This window comes from Methylorubrum sp. POS3 (genome assembly GCF_043352485.1).
Lineage (GTDB): Bacteria > Pseudomonadota > Alphaproteobacteria > Rhizobiales > Beijerinckiaceae > Methylobacterium > Methylobacterium suomiense.
Genome location: NZ_JAPRBT010000001.1, coordinates 757,961 through 773,790, shown reverse-complemented (window position 1 = coordinate 773,790; position 15,830 = coordinate 757,961). Strand labels below are relative to the sequence as shown.

Genomic DNA, 15,830 nt, shown 5'->3' with positions numbered 1-15,830 from the left:
GAGCTCGGCCAACGGTACACGAATTAAGGCTACGTTCTCCGTCTTGTGGGCGGAGACTACAAACGGGCGAAACCGGCGGCCGAAGTCTTGCAGGTCCTTCTCATCTCCGTCAGCCTCCTGACGGGTACGGCCTCTGGCCGAATGCAGATTGCCGTTGCCGGGGCAGGATGGACATCCAGAACGTCTTCGTACTGACAGGAGCCGGCATTTCCGCCGAGAGCGGTCTCGGGACGTTCCGCGACCGCGGAGGCGTGTGGAGCCGCTTCGATCCGATGAAGCTTGCGACGCCGGAAGCCTTTGCCGCCGATCCCGTACTCGTGCACGACTTCTACAACATGCGGCGCCGCGATGCCCTGAACGCGCAGCCCAACGCGGCCCATACGGCGCTCGCACAACTCGAATCCGGGCTCGCGGCGCAGGGCAGAAACCTGTTCCTGTGCACCCAGAACGTCGACGATCTGCATGAGCGGGCGGGCTCACGCGCCGTCGTGCATATGCACGGCGAGTTGTCGCGGGTGCGCTGCCTCGCCTGCGGGAACGGGCGGCCCTGGCGGGAGGATCTGACGGTGGAGACGCCGTGTCCGAGCTGCGGCGTGGCCGGTCGGATGCGGCCGGACGTGGTCTGGTTCGGCGAGATGCCGAAACATCTCGACGCCATCGAGGACGCCCTCATTAAATCCGATCTCTTCGTGGCCATCGGCACGTCGGGGGCGGTCTATCCGGCGGCGGGCTACGTCGCACAGGCGCAGGCCTTCGGCATCCCGACACTCGCGCTCAATCTGGAAGCCGCCGACAATGCCGGCATGTTCGCGCGCACGCGGCTCGGGCCGGCAAGTGCGACCGTGCCGGCCTTCGTCGCCGACATTCTGGCCGGCGCCGACGGATCGGGCTGAACCGACAGGTGCAGATCGCCGTCGCGGGGATGGGCCGCCCCGCGCGATCCCCTATTTCCCGGAAACGTCGCCGCACGGAGCGCGGGCGACGGGACGGGGCTGGACCCCGAACCGTCGCCGTGGCCTGCCTCTTGCTCCGGCAGACGGACAATGATGGGAGGGGTGGCGCGGATGGCGCACACGGCGTTCGACGAAATGAACGGGGGCGGGGCCGGTCAGCCCGATCCGGCCACCGTGCGGCAGGCCTACGACATCCTCAAGGCCTGGCTCGACAAAACCTCCCCCGAGCATTTCAACACCCGCCGCAGCCAGGCCGAGATGCTGTTCCGGCGCATTGGCATCACCTTCGCGGTCTACGGCGCCAACGAATCCACCGAACGGCTCATCCCGTTCGACATCATTCCCCGCGTCCTGACCAAACCGGAATGGGACTTTCTGGAGCGTGGGCTGAAGCAGCGGGTCACGGCCCTCAACGCCTTCATCAACGATATCTACGGCGCCGAGGAGTGCATCAAGGCCGGCATCATCCCGCCCGACCTCGTCTACCGCAACCCGCATTACCGGATGGAGATGCGGGCCTTCGATGTGCCGCACGATCTCTACGTCCACATCGCCGGCATCGACATCGTCCGCACCGGTGAGAACGACTTCTTCGTGCTGGAGGACAATGCCCGCACCCCGTCCGGCGTCTCCTACATGCTGGAGAACCGCGAGGTGATGATGCGGCTCTTCCCCGAATTGTTCTCGCGCCACCGCGTCGCCCCGGTCGAAAATTATCCGGATGCGCTGCTGGCGACCCTGCGCAGCCTCGCGCCACAATCGGCGACGCGCGACCCCACCGTCGTGCTGCTGACCCCGGGGCGCTACAATTCGGCCTTCTACGAACACTCGTTCCTGGCCGACAAACTGGGCGTCGAACTCGTGGAGGCAGGCGACCTCTTCACCAAGGACGACGTCGTCTACATGCGCACGACGGAAGGGCCGCGCCGGGTCGACGTGATCTACCGCCGCCTCGACGACGATTTCCTCGATCCCCTGGTTTTCCGCCCGGACTCGGTCCTGGGCGTGCCCGGCTTGATGAACGCCTATGAGCGCGGGAACGTGACCCTGTCAAACGCCGTCGGCACCGGCATCTCGGACGACAAGGCCGTCTACAGCTACATGCCGGAGATCGTGAAGTTCTTCACCGGCGAGGAGCCGATCCTGCACAACGTGCCGACCTATCGCTGCCGCGAGCGGGAGGCCCTGTCCTACGTCACGGAAAACCTCAAGGATCTTGTCGTGAAGGAGGTCAACGGTTCGGGGGGATACGGCATGCTGGTGGGGCCGCACGCGACGAAGCGCGAAATCGACGAGTTCGCCAAGAAGTTGCGGCACGCGCCAGACAACTTCATCGCCCAGCCGACGCTCTCGCTCTCCACCTGCCCGACCTTCGTTGCCTCCGGCGTGGCCCCGCGTCACGTCGATCTGCGCCCGTTCGTGCTGGCAGGCGCCGACGAGATCCGCATCGTGCCGGGCGGTTTGACCCGCGTCGCCCTCAAGGAAGGCTCCCTGGTGGTCAATTCCAGCCAGGGCGGCGGCACCAAGGACACTTGGGTGCTGGATGCCTAGGCATCTCGATCACCTGTTGAGCAATTTTTCCGCGGGGTGTCGCAGGGCTCTGCCTCGTAACCGGGCAGATGCCGCGCCGATCGCCGAAATGTCTAAGAGCTGGCCTGCGAGCTGAACCCCCATGCTGTCCCGGACTGCCGACAATCTCTACTGGCTCTCGCGTTACGCCGAGCGTGCCGATTTCCTCGCGCGCATCCTCGATGCAGCCCATCGATTGGCCGCCCTGCCGTCGAGCTATGGCGGGCGCGAATCGAACGAATGGGCCTCCGCCCTGTCCTCGGCGGGCGATCCGGAACTGTTCCGCACGCTCTACGACACGGTCAACGAGCACACGGTCTGCAACTTTCTGGCGTTCTCGGCCCAGAATCCGTCCTCGATCCGCTCCTGCATCGCCACCGCCCGCGAGAACGCCCGCTCGATCCGCACCGCACTCACTACCGAGATGTGGGACACGATCAACGGGGCCTGGCTTGAGTTGCGCTCCTACGAGGGCCGCGACCTGTCGCGGGAGGAGTTCACCCAGTTCCTCGATTGGGTGAAGCGCGTCTCCCTGACATTCGACGGCTCGGCCTACCGGACGATGCTGCGCAACGACGCCTACTGGTTCACCCGCGCCGGCACGGCGATCGAGCGGGCCGACAACACCGCCCGCATCCTCGACGTGAAGTACCAGATCCTGTTGCCGGCCTCCGAGCGCGTCGGCGGCTCGCTCGATTACTTTCAATGGACCACGATCCTGCGCGAGGTCTCGGCCTTCAACGCCTATCACTGGGTCTACCGCGAGAGCATCAAGCCGCTCTTGGTCGCCGACTTGCTCATCCTGAACCCCGAGATGCCGCGCTCGCTCGCGAGCTGTTACCGGATGCTGGTGGAGCATCTCGATCTGATCGCCGATGCCTATGGGCGTCGCGGCGAGAGCCAGCGCTTGGCGAGCAAGATGCGGGCGAAGCTCGGCAGCGCCGATATCGAGCGCATCTTCGCCTCCGGCCTGCACGAATTCATCCAGGGCTTCATCGGCGAGAACAACGCCCTCGGTGCGGCGATCAGCGAGCAATATCTCGTGTGACGCGGCCGATGCACGATGGGGCAATCGCGAGCGCCGCACGATGCGATCCATGGCTTCCGGTCGCGATGACGGATCGCTAGACCCTCTCCATCCGCGCGGCGCCGGTTTGCCGTGCGGGCGGCGAGGCGGCAACCGACTGCCAAGCCTTTGGGCATTCGACCCGATTCCCGAATCGCCAGCGTGGCCCTAGCGTGCGCCGAGGCGCCGAGGCAGGATTCCCGACATGCGTATCCGCATCGTCCACGACACCGTCTACACCTACGAGCAGCCGGCACGCGGCCTGATCCAGCTGATGCGGCTCACGCCCCGCGATCACGATGGGCAACACGTGCGGGAGTGGCGCATCGAGCCTTCGGTCAATGGACGGCTGACCGCGCGGGAGGACGGCTTCGGCAACCTGATCCATTGGTTCTCGGCGGACGATCCGACCGACGCGCTCACCGTGCGGGTCACCGGCGAAGTCGAGACCTTCGAGACCGACGGCATCGTGCGCGGCGCGGTCGAACGACTGCCCGATCTGTTCTATCTGCGCGATACGCCGCTCACGGAGGCGAGCCCCGAGCTTCAGGTGTTTGCCCGGCGGATCGCGGACGCGGGTGACGCCGGCCCGCTCCCCGTGCTGCATCGATTGCTCAGCGCGGTGCCCGAGGCGGTGGCCTTCGCCCCCGGCCCCGCCAGCGCCAGCACGACGGCGTCGCAAGCCTTCGAGGCGGGCAGCGGTGTCTGTCAGGACCTCGCGCATGTTTTCCTCGCCGCCGCGCGGCATCTCGATATCCCCGCCCGTTACGTCTCCGGTTATGTCCGCCGCAGCGACGAGGAGGAGGATGCGGCCCATGGCTGGGCCGAGGCTCTGGTCCCCGATCTCGGCTGGGTCGGGTTCGACCCGGCCTACGGACTCTCGACCACCGAGGCGCATGTGAGGGTCGCCACCGGCCTCGATTATCTGGGCGCAGCGCCGATCCGGGGCAGCCGCACCGGCGGCGGCACCGAGACGCTCACGGTGACGTTACAGGTCGGCGAGAGCACGGTTCCGGTGCATCGTCCCAACCTCCCGATCCAGGCGCAGAGCCAGTCCCAGGGCGGATAGACCGAGGGTCCGGGATCCGCTGTTTCGGGCCACGGCCCGGCACACCTGCTCGAAAGATCGGCTTGCGGGCCGAACCCGTGCCGTGCCATCCGGCGCGCTCTTCTGTTTCGAGGCCCAGCGCCGCCATGACCTACTGCGTCGGAGTGCTCGTCGAGGACGGGCTCGTGATGATCGCCGACACCCGCACCAATGCGGGTCTCGACAACATCTCGACCTACCGCAAGCTCCACATGTTCAATGCCCCCGGCGAGCGGGTGATGATGCTGGCCTCGGCCGGCAATCTCTCGATGACGCAATCCGTCCTCTCCATGTTGCACGAAGGCGTGGATGACGAGGAGACCGACGGTCCGCCCCCGCGGCTTCGCGACGCGCCGACCATGTTCAAGGCAGCTCAACTCGTCGGTCGGGCGATCCGGCGGGTGCGCGAGATCGAGAAGGCAGGAGCCGAAGCGGCCAACCTGCGCATGGAGGTCTCGTTCCTGTTCGGCGGCCAGATCGGCAGCGAGCCGATGCGGCTGTTCATGATCTACTCCGCGGGCAACTTCATCGAGTGCAGCCGCGACGCGCCGTTCCTGCAGATCGGCGAGCACAAATACGGCAAGCCGATCCTCGACCGAGCGGTCACCTTCGAGACCGATCTCTACGACGCCCTCAAGGTCGGTCTCGTCTCGATGGACTCGACCATGCGGTCCAATCTCGGCGTGGGGCTGCCGATCGATATCGCGGTCCTGCGCCGCGAGGCCCTCGACCTCGAGGTGAATTACCGGATCGAGGCCGGCGAGAGCTATTTTCACGATCTGCGCGAGCGCTGGTCGGCGGCTTTGCGCGCGGCGCACCGGGCGATCCCGCGCCCGCCCTACGGGCCACAGCGGTAGCCGTCACCGGTCCCCATCCCCTCACTTGAGGTATCGCGCCAGCGGCCTTGGAGGATTCCGGTGACTTGCGCGTTTCGCTGGATTCCTCCTTCCAGCCGCCGCTCCGCACCTCAGGGTGAGGTGTCGATGGACGAACCAACAGAACTCCGCACGGCAGTGCCCTCCCCCACCAGCCGCTCGACGATGGACCGCACTGCGGCCCGGTCGGCCGGGTCGCGATCGACCGAGCGGTGGATCGACAATCCCTCGATCATCGCGTCGAGCGCCTTCGCCGTCTCCGGTGCGAAGTGGCGGCCGAGCGCCGCGCGGCTCTTGTCCATCCAGTCCCGCATGACCGATTGGAGCGCCGGACGGCGCGCGGCGAAGGCGTAGAGTTCGTAGCTCAGGAGCATGGTCCGCGGCCTGGCCCAGCTCTCATCGACCACGAGATCGACGACCGCCTCGAGGGCCTCGTCACGGTTCGAGGCTGCCGCGAGCCGTTCGGTGAACCGGGCCGCCACCGTGTCGGCAAGCAGCGTGAACGCCTCGGTCAGGAGCAACTCCATCCCCTCGAAATGATAGGTCATCGAGCCGAGCGGCACGCCGGCCGCCGCCGCGATCCGGCGATGCGTTGCACCGGCGACGCCGTGCTCGGCGACGACGTCGAGGGTCGCCCGCAGGATACGGGCGCGGCGATCCGGGTCGTAACGGCGGGCGGCGGGCAAGCGAGACCGGCGATTGGCATCCGGGGAGGATGCGTACATATGTACGCATCGCTTCCGGCAACGGAAGCCCTCCCCTTCTCGCGGGCTCGGACCATCAACCATGACGATCAAGACGCAGAAGCAGCGGATGCTGGCGGGCGAACTCTACGTCGCCGACGACCCCGAGCTCGCCGCCGATATCCGGCGCATCTCGGAATGGATGGACCGCTACAATGCCTCCAACACCCTGAGCCAGCCCGAGCGGCAGGCCCTGCTGGAAGAGGCGTTCGCCGATGTCGGCGAGGGCTGCAACATCCGACCACCCTTCACCTGCGATTACGGCTACAACATCCGCCTCGGCCGCGGCGTATTCATGAACTTCAATTGCTGCATCCTCGACGTCGTCGCAGTCTCCATCGGGGATATGACCCAGATCGGCCCCGGTGTGCAGATCCTGACCGCCGACCATCCGCGTGATCCGGCTCAGCGGCGCCAAATGCTCGAATTCGGCCGCCCGATCCGCATCGGGGCGAATGTCTGGATCGGCGGCGGTGCCCTGATCCTGCCGGGCGTCACCATCGGCGACGACGCCATCATCGGCGCCGGCAGCGTCGTCACCCGCGACGTGCCTGCGGGCGCCACCGTCGTCGGCAATCCGGCCCGCCAGCGCTAGTCAGGCGACCCCAAAGGGCAAAGTCCTCGGGCGGGGCGCCGGGGCCGAGCCCCGGTATTCCTTCAAAACAGGGCTTCGCCCTGAACCCACGAAACGACTTGTCTTTCGAAACCTACGACCATCGCTCAGATCAGTTTGAGGCCCTTCAGGCTGGCATGGCCATCCCGGCCGAGGATGACGTGGTCGTGGACCACGATGCCGAGCGGATCGAGGACCGTGACAATCTCGCGGGTCATGCGGATATCGGGGCCCGACGGCGTCGGATCGCCCGAAGGATGATTGTGGGCCAGGATGATCGCGGTGGAGGACAGTTCCAGCGCCCGCCGCGCCACCTCGCGGGGATAGACCGGTGTGTGATCGACGGTGCCACGGCCTTGCACCTCGTCGGCAATGAGGTGATTGCGCCGATCGAGGAACAAGACCCGGAATTCTTCCCGCGCCGAGAACGCCATGGTGGCTCGCAGGTATTCGAGCAGCGCGCTCCAGGAGGCCAGCAGCGGACGGGCCGCGATCGCGCCCCGGGCCAGTCGGCGACCGGCGGCCTCCATCAGCTTGAGATCGGCGATCACGCCCGCGCTGACGCCCTCGATCTCGGCCAATCGCGCCGGCTCGGCGGAGAGCACTTCGGCGAACGAGCCGAACCGGCGGATCAACGCCTTGGCCAGCGGCTTCACATCCCGCCGGGGAATGGCCCGAAACAGGGCGAGTTCGAGCAGTTCGTAGTCCGGCAGGGCGTCGGCGCCGGCCTCGGCGAAGCGTGCCCGCAGGCGCTCGCGGTGGCCGTGATAATGCGGCGCCTCCGCGGGTGCAGCCTCGGCGAGCCCCGGCAGCGTTGCGGCGGGATCGGGCGGCCGACGGGCCATCGCGGACGGCTATTCCCCGGTCCGCTCCGTCAGAACTGGGGCTTGGGCTGATCGAGCCCCTTGGGCGAGAGGGTGAAGATCTCGAAACCGGTCTCGGTCACGGCCACGGTGTGCTCGAACTGGGCGGAGAGCGAACGGTCGCGGGTCACCGCGGTCCATCCATCGGCGAGCACCTTCACCGCCGGGCGCCCGAGATTGATCATCGGCTCGACCGTGAAGAATTGCCCAGCCTTCAGCGGCACGTCGTAGCTCGCCTCGACGTAATGCAGGATGGTCGGCGCATCGTGATAGACCCGGCCGAGCCCGTGGCCGCAGAAATCGCGCACCACCGAGCAGCGCTCGGCCTCCGCATAGCTCTGGATGGCCCGGCCGATGTCGTTGGTCGAGCCGCCGGGCTTCACCGCGTGGATGCCGCGCATCAACGCCTCATAGGTGATCTCGCACAGGCGCTGCGCCTTGCGCGGCACCTCGCCGATATAGGCCATCCGGCTCGAATCCCCGTGCCACCCATCGAGGATCAGGCAGATGTCGAGGTTGACGATGTCGCCCTCGCGCAGCGGCTTGTCGTTGGGAATCCCGTGGCAGACCACGTGATTGATCGAGGTGCAGATCGACTTGCGGTAGCCGCGATAGAACAGGGACGCCGGATAGGCGCCGTGATCCATGCCGAACTCGTAGGCGAGCTTGTCGAGCTCGTCCGTCGTCACGCCGGGCTGCGCCGCCTCCATCAACAGGTCGAGCGCCTCCGCCGTGAGGCGCCCGGCCCGGCGCATGCCCTCGAACCCCTCGGGCCCGTGGATCGGCGGCTCGGGCGCACGGCGCCCGGCCTCGGCGGTCTGGTCTCGGCTCACTGGGCTCGGCTCGTGAATTTCGTGCGTGACTGGCGTTGCGAACGTTCTACGCCGCGCCCAAGGCGGCGCCAACCCGGCTGAGTGGCAGGCGGGCATCGTTGCGGCGCAGACCCGCCCGTGCCAGACGACGTTGGGATCGGCAGGCCCGCCGATGGTGTTAACGGGCGGTGTTCCCGGCCAAAGCGGAGGATGACATGGCGACGCGCGGCTTCACGGGGCGCCCACCGGCGGCGGAGATCCGCGAGCGACTGCCGCCGGGCCAGTATCTCACCGACGATTTTCCCGTGCTTCAGCTCGGGCCGACGCCGCGGGTCTCGACCGATGGCTGGCGCTTCACCCTGCGTCATGGCTCCCGGCCCCTGGTGAGCTGGACCTGGGAGGAGTTTCAGGCCCTGCCCCGCACCCGCTGGGGCGGCGACATCCATTGCGTCACCAAGTGGTCCAAGTTCGACACCGCCTGGGAGGGCGTCAGCATCGACGACCTGCTGGCCGCTGCCGGACTCGATGCGCCGACCGGCTTCGTCCTGGCCGAGGGCCACGACGATTACACCACCAACGTGCCGGTGGCGGATCTCGTCGGCGGCAAGGCGATGGTGGCGACGCTCTACGACGGCAAGCCGATCGAGCCCGATCATGGCGGCCCGGCGCGCCTGCTGGTGCCGCACCTGTATTTCTGGAAGAGCGCGAAGTGGGTGAAGGGCCTGCGATTCACCGAGCGCGACGAGGCCGGCTTCTGGGAATTGCGCGGCTACCATATGTACGGCGATCCCTGGCGCGAGCAGCGCTTCACCGACGATTAGAGGATCCCGTGGCCGAGGCCGCCCCGTCCCGCTGGCGCGACGCGACGATCCGGGCGATCACGCCCGCGACGCCGCGGGTCAAGAGCTTCCGGTTCGACGCCCTCGGTGCGCCGCACCGCGCCGGTCAGCATGTCGACGTTCGGCTGACAGCGCCGGATGGCTACCAAGCGCAGCGGAGCTACTCCATTGCCTCCGCACCGGGCGATCCGCGCGGCCTGGAGCTGATGATCGAACGGCTCGAAGGCGGTGAGGTCTCCGGCTTCTTCGACGCGATCGCGGAGGTCGGCGACACGATCGAGATCCGTGGTCCCATCGGGTCCTTTGCCTGGGAGGCCGGTGACGGTGGCCCGGTGCTGCTGATCGGCGGCGGTTCGGGCGTGGTGCCGTTGCTGGCCATGGTGCGTGAGCGGGCGCTGCGCGCACCGCAGGTGCCGATGCTGTTGCTCTATTCGGTACGAACGGCGGCCGAGGCCATCGCCCGCGGCGAGTTGACGGCACGCTCCCGCGACGAGACCGGGTTCGACCTGACGCTCCTCCTGACCCGCGAGGGCCCGACGACGGGCCGACGCATCGACCGCGTGATGATCGATACGGCGATCGAGTGTCTCGGGATGCCGCGCCACAGCTTCGTTTGTGGCAGCAACGCCTTCGTCGGCACCGTGGCCGATCTGCTGGTCGATGCCGGCGTGCGGCCGGCCACGATCCGCACCGAGCGGTTCGGGGAATAGATCGTTCGCCGAGGCCGGCGCCGACAGAAGAAATCTACGCTCTACCGGGAACCTTGACCGCAAAATCCTTCTTCCTATCGGGCCTGGGACGGCAATACGTTCCCTGGGAGACAGAGATGAAGAAGACCACGCTCGCGCTGGCGGTCCTGCTGGGCGGCCTCGCTTTCGCTTCCGGTTCGGCTTCGGCGGCTCCCCTCGCCCCGGCTGGCCTTCAGGCTGAGACCGGTGTGACGCCCGTGCGGATGAGCCCCGGCGAGCGGATGATGATGCGTCGGCACATGATGCGGAAGCGGATGATGCACCGCCATCACCACCACCGGATGATGCGCCATCGCATGATGCACCGCATGTAATCGAGCGGACCGGGAGGACACCATCTTCCCGGTCCCCAGCACGGGACGAGGAGGGCTCAGCGTTGGTTGCCGCTCCCGTCCGGACGCCCGATTGAAATGAGGGTCCGGGCCGCTGTTTCGACCGAAATCGTCCCGCCCCAGGAGATATTGGCTCGACGACCGATACGATGGGGACGCAGCCTCGAAACCGAGGCGCATCGATCATCTTTCCGTTTTATAAAAATCAGTTGCCTCGAATCCTGGACTTGTCATCACAGGAGAGGGATCGATGCGCGATACGCGTGCTGCCGGCCCTTCACCGATCCGGCCCTCGAATCGAACTAAGATGCGGCCGGGCTCTCGGGCATTCAGAGTACCGTGTCCCCGAACATGCCTGATCCAGATATCAGCGAGCGGCTGAAACGGCCTCACCAGTGTCGGCCATCAAAGGTCTATTCGGGTACAGCAACGCAGGTCCGAGACGCGCGGTTGGTCCCAAACCACGGACGCCCCAGCGGTTTCACGATCACGACCGAAGCTGTCAAGTCAAAACGGCTACCACTCGAAGAACGAGTCGAAACCGGGTAACAGGCACGCCAGGGTCGCCGCGGCCCCGACTAGGCCCGCCATCATCACCGCCACCGCCACGCGACACTCCTCCACAGTCTCGGCAGACTGAACGTCGCAGGGCGCCATAAGTTCAGGCGGGCCCCTCACCATTTGATGAAACGGTCGGCACTCGGGCGTGCCGCAATCGTCAGGGCGATCGCGCCGATCGCACCGGTGATCATGATGACAGCGGCAAGCGTCACGTCAGCTCCCCTCCGCACGGCAGCCGGAGCGCCGATCACGCTGTCCTCGTGGGGTTGCGCCGCTCATCGTTGAGGGCGGCGCCTTGCCCGAAAGGCTCGCGAGACGCTTCGGATGGCTGTTTGGAGGTCAACAGTGCCAGACCATGGTCTGTGCCGTGCGGCAGATTGGCCGCACATCGTTCCGCATCCCCTGAACTGACTTCAGGAAATTTTGCGCTTGGCCGTCGAACGCCGTTTCGTTCGTTTGGGCTTCGCAGCCTGGCCAGCCGCAGCCTTCGTCATCTCGGCGAGCATCAGGCGCTGCTGGCGCCGGAGCGTATTGGCGCCGTGCCCCATCCAGAAGCCGGCCACCCGATTGACCGACGACAGCCACAGGCCGAGCGCAGGGTTCTTCATGCTGAGATCTCCACCGGTTCAACGAAACCGGGCGGGATCCGTTCAGCAAAGGACCAAACGTTCTGATTTCGGTGACAGCAGGACGGATCCAGGCACCCCCGAAAACTTCGGCGGCTGCGATTGGCCGGTGCGGCTACCGCGATCTGCCGAGCGAAACCCCGCAGACAGCCGGATCTCCGGCCAATCCCGTCAGACGCGGTCTTCCGTGGCTCTCAGGAAAGGCTGCACCAAGACGCGTCGGCCAGAGAGATCATGGACGCTGACGTGCCATTCCTCCCAATCTTCCCGGTCGTCGAGGCTCCGCATGACCTCGCGCGCCACTTCATCGGCGCGCCGCACCACGCGCTCGGGAAGACGAATGTCCTTCCCCGTGGAATCGAAGACGCATTCGGTGCCGTTCGTCGCATGAAAACGGTAGCGAGCCATTGCGAGCCTGTCCCTCCTCACCGAATCGACCGAGATAAGCGTTCGTGTTTCGTTCCAGTATGTGGACAGGTTGTGGAGAAAGGCAAGGCAGGGCGTGCAATTCCAACGGCTTGCACGCCCTTCGGGTGAACGGGACAACGCGTACTCCAAGCGTCGCAGGGCGCGGGGAATACATCGCAAGCTGTTGATGTCGCTCGAACCGTCGTTCGAAATACCCGCAAGACTACGACCGGGGGTCTCGGAGCGGCTGGCGAAGGACGGGAAACGCGTTGGCCGCCCCTCAGCGCTAAGCATCACTCTGGTGATGCTCACCGTGCACCAGCGTTATCATCAATTATTCGAGAGCAGAGTGCTTCTGTCAACGTGCTATCCTTGGTGGCATGGATGTATGCGCCCAAGTGCGCACAGAAAATAAGTAATTATCAGGGTACGTTGGCAGCCAACGGATGGGAGAGAGACCTGCCATCGCAAGCGGAGAGGTTCAGTGCCGCCGACGAATTTCGACACACATCAGTTCGCGGCTCAGGCGCACGCTGGCCAAGTGGACAAACGTGGCAAACCCTACATAAGGCACATCAATCGCGTCGCTGCCGCTGCTGACAAGCGCGCTCGCCATGCCCTTGAAGTCGATGGCCTCAGGATCAATCCTGAGCACGTGCTACAGGCGGCCTACCTTCACGACGTGCTCGAAGATACACCGACATCAGCCGATGATTTGATCCGTGCAGGCTATGCCCCCGCCGTAATCGAGATGGTTCGCCTCCTCACGAAGACGGACGAACCCATGAACTACGCCGAGCGTATCAGTGCCCTCATCGAAACGAGAAGCCTCGGGGCCATTCTCATCAAGTTATCCGACAATGAGGACAACGCGAGCATCGAGCGCGCGCTTTCGAACAAAGAGGGGCTGACGGCACGTTACGCCGCGTCCATGCCGCGCCTGAGGGATGCCGCTGCCGCATTGGGATATACGGGCTCCTAAGTCGCAAACGGCCGCCTTGTCGGTCGCGCGCATGTTCCTCTCGGATGCCCTGACGAGCGCGACAAGCGCCATATGGGGCGCGGCTCAGGACAGCTTCTTGCATCTTCAAGGGATTGGTGCGGACGGCGGGACTCGAACCCGCATGGCCGTGGGGCCGCAAGATTTTAAGTCTCGTGCGTCTACCGGTTCCGCCACGTCCGCGCCGGCTTAGCGGTAGCGGGGCACCGGGGTCAGATCAAGCGGCAGAGGGGTTCCAGCCGTAGAGCCACGCATAGCGGGCAGCCATGCCTTCGGGGCCGAGGCGGGCCATCACCCTGTCGCGGGCGAACCCCACCAGGCGACCGGCATGGTAGACACGGCCATTGCCGCGGGCCGCTCGCTGCACCGCCGCGACGCGGTCCGACCGGGCGGCGGCGTAGGCGTCCAGCGCGGCGGGCACCTCCGCATGGGCGGAGAGTTGCGCGGTCAGCACCGCCGCATCCTCGATGGCGAGCGCCGCGCCCTGAGCCAGGAACGGCAGGACCGGGTGAGCGGCATCGCCCAGAAGCGCGATCCGGCCCCGTGCCATGGGCCGGGCGGCGGGACGGTCGACGAGGGACCATACCACCCAGGCATCGGGGGTGCCGAGCAACTCCGCCAAGGGGGCGGCGGCGTCGGGGAAATGGTCGCGCAGGGCTGCCGGATCGCCGATGCGGCCCCAATCCTCGTCGCCGTCGCGCTCTGGGGCGATGGCGACGACATTGAGCCGCTTGCCGCCGCCGACGGGATAATGGACCACGTGCCGGCCCGGGCCGAGCCACAGACCCGTCTCCTCCCCCTGGAACGCCTCGGGTGCGGCTTCCCTCGGGATCAGGGCGCGCCACGCCGCCTGCCGGTGCAGCCGTAGGGGACGCGCGTCGAACCGGGCGCGGAGCGACGAACGGACCCCGTCGGCGCCGATCAGCAGATCGGCGCGCCAGGATTCGCTCTTGCCGCCGTCGATCCCCGACATGGTGAGCGCGACCCCATCCGCCGTCTCGCTCAGGGCGGTCACCTCGCGACCGACGCAGAGTCGGATGCCGGGGCGCCCGCGCACGGCATCGAGAAGCAGCGTCTGCAGGTCGGCCCGGTGGATGACGTAGTAGGGCGCGCCGTGCCGTTGCCGGATCGAGGCGCCGAGGCGGATCCCGCCAATGGTCCGCCCCGTCGCGAGCGATCGCACCCGCACCCCCGGCGGCTCGTCGGCCGCCCGTCGCAAGGCGGCGCCGAGACCGAGCCCGATCAGGACAGCGCTGGCGTTGGGCGAGAGTTGCAGCCCCGCCCCCACCTCGGAAAAGCCGGTGCGGCGCTCGATCAGCGTGACCGTGTGTCCCGCACCGGCGAGCGCCAGCGCCGCGGTCAACCCGCCGATGCCGGCCCCGACGATGGCGATGGTACGGCCCGTCACGGCCCGCTCAGGCCGCCTTCTCTCTCTTGCCGATCCCGTCCGCCGCCTCGGTCCAGACGCAGGAGGCGGGCTCCGCCGTGCCGGGCTTCAATTGAGCGTCGTAACGGAACAGGGTGGAGCAGTACTGGCAGATGATCTCCGTGTCCGCCCCCATATCGAGGAAGACGTGCGGATGGTCGAACGGCGGCAGCGCACCGATGCACATGAATTCCTTCGAGCCCACCGCGACCACCCGCAAGCCGGGTTGATTGTGGAAGTGCGGAACGCCCTTGTCGGCCATCTCGGATTCCTGCTCTCGCCCCGTCTCGCGCTCTCAGGGCGGTCCCCGCACGGTCTAACCCGCGAGCGCGCCCACCGCTAGAGCGATGCCCGACCTTACCGGTCACAGCCGTCGGCCTTCGGATTGTCGGGCATTCTTCGAGCGGGCCGCGGCCCTCGGCAGGATGGGGGGCTCGCGCTCCAGGTTTCCCAAGGACCGTCCAACCTTGTGCATCGCCGCTGGCTTCAGCGCGCGTCGCGGCAGTCCTGGCAGATGCTGTCCAACACGCCATCGAGACGCTTCTGGCGCGCCGTGCGCTCGGTCGGATCGGCCTCGGGCGCGGCGGCACGGCCGGGGGGCACGGTCTGTCCCGTGCCCGCGCGATAGGGCGCATTGACCGTGGTCTCCGGCCCACCGCCGGTCCCGGTATAAGTTGCCGCCACCGCCCCGGCGGGCGCGAGCGCAAGACTCCCCAGGACGAGGCCCCTGAGACCTCCCCTCCGAATTCCGTCGATGATCCGCGCCGCTCCCCTCATCCCTCTCTCCGATCGTTCACGCCGAATTGGCGTCTCGAATGACAAAGACGGGATGGCGCACGCCGATCCCGTCGGCGCGCATGGGGCGTGCTCGATCGCACGCTGGAGCATGCGCCGGTCAAAGGCTTTCGCCGCTTCATCAATTCCGCACGTCGCCCGTTCGATGGCAGAAAGCTGCGCCCGGGCTGAACTGGATCGGGTCGGCGAAGCCCTCGACGAGTTCCGCACAGCGATGGACCACGGTTCGCTCGATGGCACCGCAACGATCCGTTCGCATCCAACGCGTGCGCGACCTCTCAGCGACTCCGAATGCGTCGCTCTTGCATGATCGTCGGGAAAGCAGCGGTGTAACCAGTGAGGGACTTCGCGCCATTGAGCAATCAGTAATACATTTGTCGAGAAACGACCGGGAAGCTACTTTCGATCGTAGAAGTTTTTCCGCCAGTACACAATCGCTCCGCACCTGAAAAAGTAGCTGATAATTCCACATATATTTGTGAAAGTTACAATTTTTACGGAAACCCGACTTAT

At 66.5% G+C, this 15,830-nt stretch carries 20 protein-coding genes and 1 tRNA gene; 11 read left to right on the top strand and 10 right to left on the bottom strand.

The features are described 5' to 3' along the window. Window positions 1–167: 167 nt before the first annotated feature. From OWC43_RS03720 to OWC43_RS03700, 5 genes are all read left to right on the top strand, one after another. Window positions 168–893: an NAD-dependent deacylase gene (locus OWC43_RS03720; RefSeq protein ID WP_393955752.1), complete on the top strand. Its 726-nt coding sequence runs from the start codon at window positions 168–170 to the stop codon at window positions 891–893. A 171-nt stretch (window positions 894–1,064) separates the two neighbouring features. Beyond that, window positions 1,065–2,504 (top strand): circularly permuted type 2 ATP-grasp protein, encoded by a 1,440-nt coding sequence (locus OWC43_RS03715; protein WP_393955751.1) that lies wholly within the window; start codon window positions 1,065–1,067, stop codon window positions 2,502–2,504. Window positions 2,505–2,625: 121 nt separating this feature from the next. Next, window positions 2,626–3,570, top strand: a complete 945-nt coding sequence (locus OWC43_RS03710; protein ID WP_137828410.1) for an alpha-E domain-containing protein — start codon at window positions 2,626–2,628, stop codon at window positions 3,568–3,570. A gap of 223 nt (window positions 3,571–3,793) precedes the next feature. Further along, window positions 3,794–4,657 carry a transglutaminase family protein gene (locus OWC43_RS03705; RefSeq protein ID WP_137828409.1) on the top strand — a complete coding sequence of 288 codons (864 nt, stop codon included), beginning with the start codon at window positions 3,794–3,796 and terminating at the stop codon, window positions 4,655–4,657. Between the two features lie 125 nt (window positions 4,658–4,782). Further along, window positions 4,783–5,532 carry a peptidase gene (locus OWC43_RS03700; RefSeq protein WP_137828408.1) on the top strand — a complete coding sequence of 250 codons (750 nt, stop codon included), beginning with the start codon at window positions 4,783–4,785 and terminating at the stop codon, window positions 5,530–5,532. A 110-nt stretch (window positions 5,533–5,642) separates the two neighbouring features. Here the strand turns inward: OWC43_RS03700 and OWC43_RS03695 are convergent, their stop codons facing one another. Continuing rightward, window positions 5,643–6,275: a TetR/AcrR family transcriptional regulator gene (locus OWC43_RS03695; RefSeq protein WP_393955750.1), complete on the bottom strand. Its 633-nt coding sequence runs from the start codon at window positions 6,273–6,275 to the stop codon at window positions 5,643–5,645. Between the two features lie 61 nt (window positions 6,276–6,336). Here OWC43_RS03695 and OWC43_RS03690 point away from each other — a divergent pair, with 61 nt between their 5' ends. Continuing rightward, window positions 6,337–6,888, top strand: a complete 552-nt coding sequence (locus OWC43_RS03690) for a sugar O-acetyltransferase (protein ID WP_171015424.1) — start codon at window positions 6,337–6,339, stop codon at window positions 6,886–6,888. A 125-nt stretch (window positions 6,889–7,013) separates the two neighbouring features. Here OWC43_RS03690 and radC read toward each other — a convergent pair whose 3' ends face one another. Together radC and map are read right to left on the bottom strand one after the other, a co-directional pair. Then, on the bottom strand, window positions 7,014–7,751 hold the full coding sequence (gene radC / locus OWC43_RS03685) for a DNA repair protein RadC (RefSeq protein WP_137828407.1): 738 nt from the start codon (window positions 7,749–7,751) through the stop codon (window positions 7,014–7,016). Window positions 7,752–7,780: 29 nt separating this feature from the next. Then, window positions 7,781–8,602, bottom strand: a complete 822-nt coding sequence (map, locus tag OWC43_RS03680; protein ID WP_137828406.1) for a type I methionyl aminopeptidase — start codon at window positions 8,600–8,602, stop codon at window positions 7,781–7,783. A 194-nt stretch (window positions 8,603–8,796) separates the two neighbouring features. Here map and OWC43_RS03675 point away from each other — a divergent pair, with 194 nt between their 5' ends. The 3 genes from OWC43_RS03675 (at window position 8,797) to OWC43_RS03665 (ending at window position 10,483) form a co-directional block, all read left to right on the top strand. Next, window positions 8,797–9,402 carry a sulfite oxidase-like oxidoreductase gene (locus OWC43_RS03675; RefSeq protein ID WP_393955749.1) on the top strand — a complete coding sequence of 202 codons (606 nt, stop codon included), beginning with the start codon at window positions 8,797–8,799 and terminating at the stop codon, window positions 9,400–9,402. 8 nt (window positions 9,403–9,410) lie between these two features. Beyond that, window positions 9,411–10,130, top strand: coding sequence for a ferredoxin reductase (locus tag OWC43_RS03670; protein WP_137828404.1), 720 nt, complete (start codon window positions 9,411–9,413; stop codon window positions 10,128–10,130). 116 nt (window positions 10,131–10,246) lie between these two features. Further along, on the top strand, window positions 10,247–10,483 hold the full coding sequence (locus OWC43_RS03665; RefSeq protein WP_137828403.1) for a hypothetical protein: 237 nt from the start codon (window positions 10,247–10,249) through the stop codon (window positions 10,481–10,483). Window positions 10,484–11,175: 692 nt separating this feature from the next. Here the strand turns inward: OWC43_RS03665 and OWC43_RS03660 are convergent. From OWC43_RS03660 to OWC43_RS03650, 3 genes are all read right to left on the bottom strand, one after another. Further along, complete coding sequence (locus OWC43_RS03660; protein ID WP_393955748.1) at window positions 11,176–11,313, bottom strand: hypothetical protein; 138 nt, start codon at window positions 11,311–11,313, stop codon at window positions 11,176–11,178. 162 nt (window positions 11,314–11,475) lie between these two features. Beyond that, a complete protein-coding gene (locus OWC43_RS03655) occupies window positions 11,476–11,670 on the bottom strand; it encodes a hypothetical protein (RefSeq protein ID WP_393955747.1) in 195 nt (64 codons plus the stop codon). 189 nt (window positions 11,671–11,859) lie between these two features. Then, window positions 11,860–12,096 carry a DUF6894 family protein gene (locus OWC43_RS03650; protein ID WP_393955746.1) on the bottom strand — a complete coding sequence of 79 codons (237 nt, stop codon included), beginning with the start codon at window positions 12,094–12,096 and terminating at the stop codon, window positions 11,860–11,862. A gap of 484 nt (window positions 12,097–12,580) precedes the next feature. Here OWC43_RS03650 and OWC43_RS03645 point away from each other — a divergent pair, with 484 nt between their 5' ends. Further along, entirely contained in the window at window positions 12,581–13,078 is a 498-nt protein-coding gene (locus OWC43_RS03645; RefSeq protein WP_393955745.1) for an HD domain-containing protein, read from the top strand. Window positions 13,079–13,192: 114 nt separating this feature from the next. Here the strand turns inward: OWC43_RS03645 and OWC43_RS03640 are convergent. The 4 genes from OWC43_RS03640 to OWC43_RS03625 all read right to left on the bottom strand — a co-directional run bounded on the left by OWC43_RS03640 (window position 13,193) and on the right by OWC43_RS03625 (window position 15,299). After that, window positions 13,193–13,279: transfer RNA gene (locus tag OWC43_RS03640), tRNA-Leu, on the bottom strand. Between the two features lie 34 nt (window positions 13,280–13,313). Beyond that, on the bottom strand, window positions 13,314–14,504 hold the full coding sequence (locus OWC43_RS03635; RefSeq protein ID WP_137828399.1) for an FAD-dependent monooxygenase: 1,191 nt from the start codon (window positions 14,502–14,504) through the stop codon (window positions 13,314–13,316). Window positions 14,505–14,511: 7 nt separating this feature from the next. Further along, complete coding sequence (locus OWC43_RS03630) at window positions 14,512–14,784, bottom strand: zinc-finger domain-containing protein (RefSeq protein WP_393955744.1); 273 nt, start codon at window positions 14,782–14,784, stop codon at window positions 14,512–14,514. A gap of 224 nt (window positions 14,785–15,008) precedes the next feature. Next, window positions 15,009–15,299, bottom strand: a complete 291-nt coding sequence (locus tag OWC43_RS03625; protein WP_393955743.1) for a hypothetical protein — start codon at window positions 15,297–15,299, stop codon at window positions 15,009–15,011. 52 nt (window positions 15,300–15,351) lie between these two features. On the opposite strand from OWC43_RS03625, the gene OWC43_RS03620 reads away from it, so the two are divergent. Next, window positions 15,352–15,627 carry a hypothetical protein gene (locus OWC43_RS03620; protein WP_393955742.1) on the top strand — a complete coding sequence of 92 codons (276 nt, stop codon included), beginning with the start codon at window positions 15,352–15,354 and terminating at the stop codon, window positions 15,625–15,627. Window positions 15,628–15,830 lie beyond the last annotated feature (203 nt).

Coding starts and splice junctions, on each gene's coding strand:
- OWC43_RS03720 (WP_393955752.1), top strand. CDS start 168: ATGGACATCCAGAACGTCTTCGTACTGACAGGAGCCGGCATTTCCGCC.
- OWC43_RS03715 (WP_393955751.1), top strand. CDS start 1,065: ATGGCGCACACGGCGTTCGACGAAATGAACGGGGGCGGGGCCGGTCAG.
- OWC43_RS03710 (WP_137828410.1), top strand. CDS start 2,626: ATGCTGTCCCGGACTGCCGACAATCTCTACTGGCTCTCGCGTTACGCC.
- OWC43_RS03705 (WP_137828409.1), top strand. CDS start 3,794: ATGCGTATCCGCATCGTCCACGACACCGTCTACACCTACGAGCAGCCG.
- OWC43_RS03700 (WP_137828408.1), top strand. CDS start 4,783: ATGACCTACTGCGTCGGAGTGCTCGTCGAGGACGGGCTCGTGATGATC.
- OWC43_RS03695 (WP_393955750.1), bottom strand. CDS start 6,275: ATGTACGCATCCTCCCCGGATGCCAATCGCCGGTCTCGCTTGCCCGCC.
- OWC43_RS03690 (WP_171015424.1), top strand. CDS start 6,337: ATGACGATCAAGACGCAGAAGCAGCGGATGCTGGCGGGCGAACTCTAC.
- radC (WP_137828407.1), bottom strand. CDS start 7,751: ATGGCCCGTCGGCCGCCCGATCCCGCCGCAACGCTGCCGGGGCTCGCC.
- OWC43_RS03675 (WP_393955749.1), top strand. CDS start 8,797: ATGGCGACGCGCGGCTTCACGGGGCGCCCACCGGCGGCGGAGATCCGC.
- OWC43_RS03665 (WP_137828403.1), top strand. CDS start 10,247: ATGAAGAAGACCACGCTCGCGCTGGCGGTCCTGCTGGGCGGCCTCGCT.
- OWC43_RS03655 (WP_393955747.1), bottom strand. CDS start 11,670: ATGAAGAACCCTGCGCTCGGCCTGTGGCTGTCGTCGGTCAATCGGGTG.
- OWC43_RS03650 (WP_393955746.1), bottom strand. CDS start 12,096: ATGGCTCGCTACCGTTTTCATGCGACGAACGGCACCGAATGCGTCTTC.
- OWC43_RS03630 (WP_393955744.1), bottom strand. CDS start 14,784: ATGGCCGACAAGGGCGTTCCGCACTTCCACAATCAACCCGGCTTGCGG.
- OWC43_RS03625 (WP_393955743.1), bottom strand. CDS start 15,299: ATGAGGGGAGCGGCGCGGATCATCGACGGAATTCGGAGGGGAGGTCTC.
- OWC43_RS03620 (WP_393955742.1), top strand. CDS start 15,352: ATGGCGCACGCCGATCCCGTCGGCGCGCATGGGGCGTGCTCGATCGCA.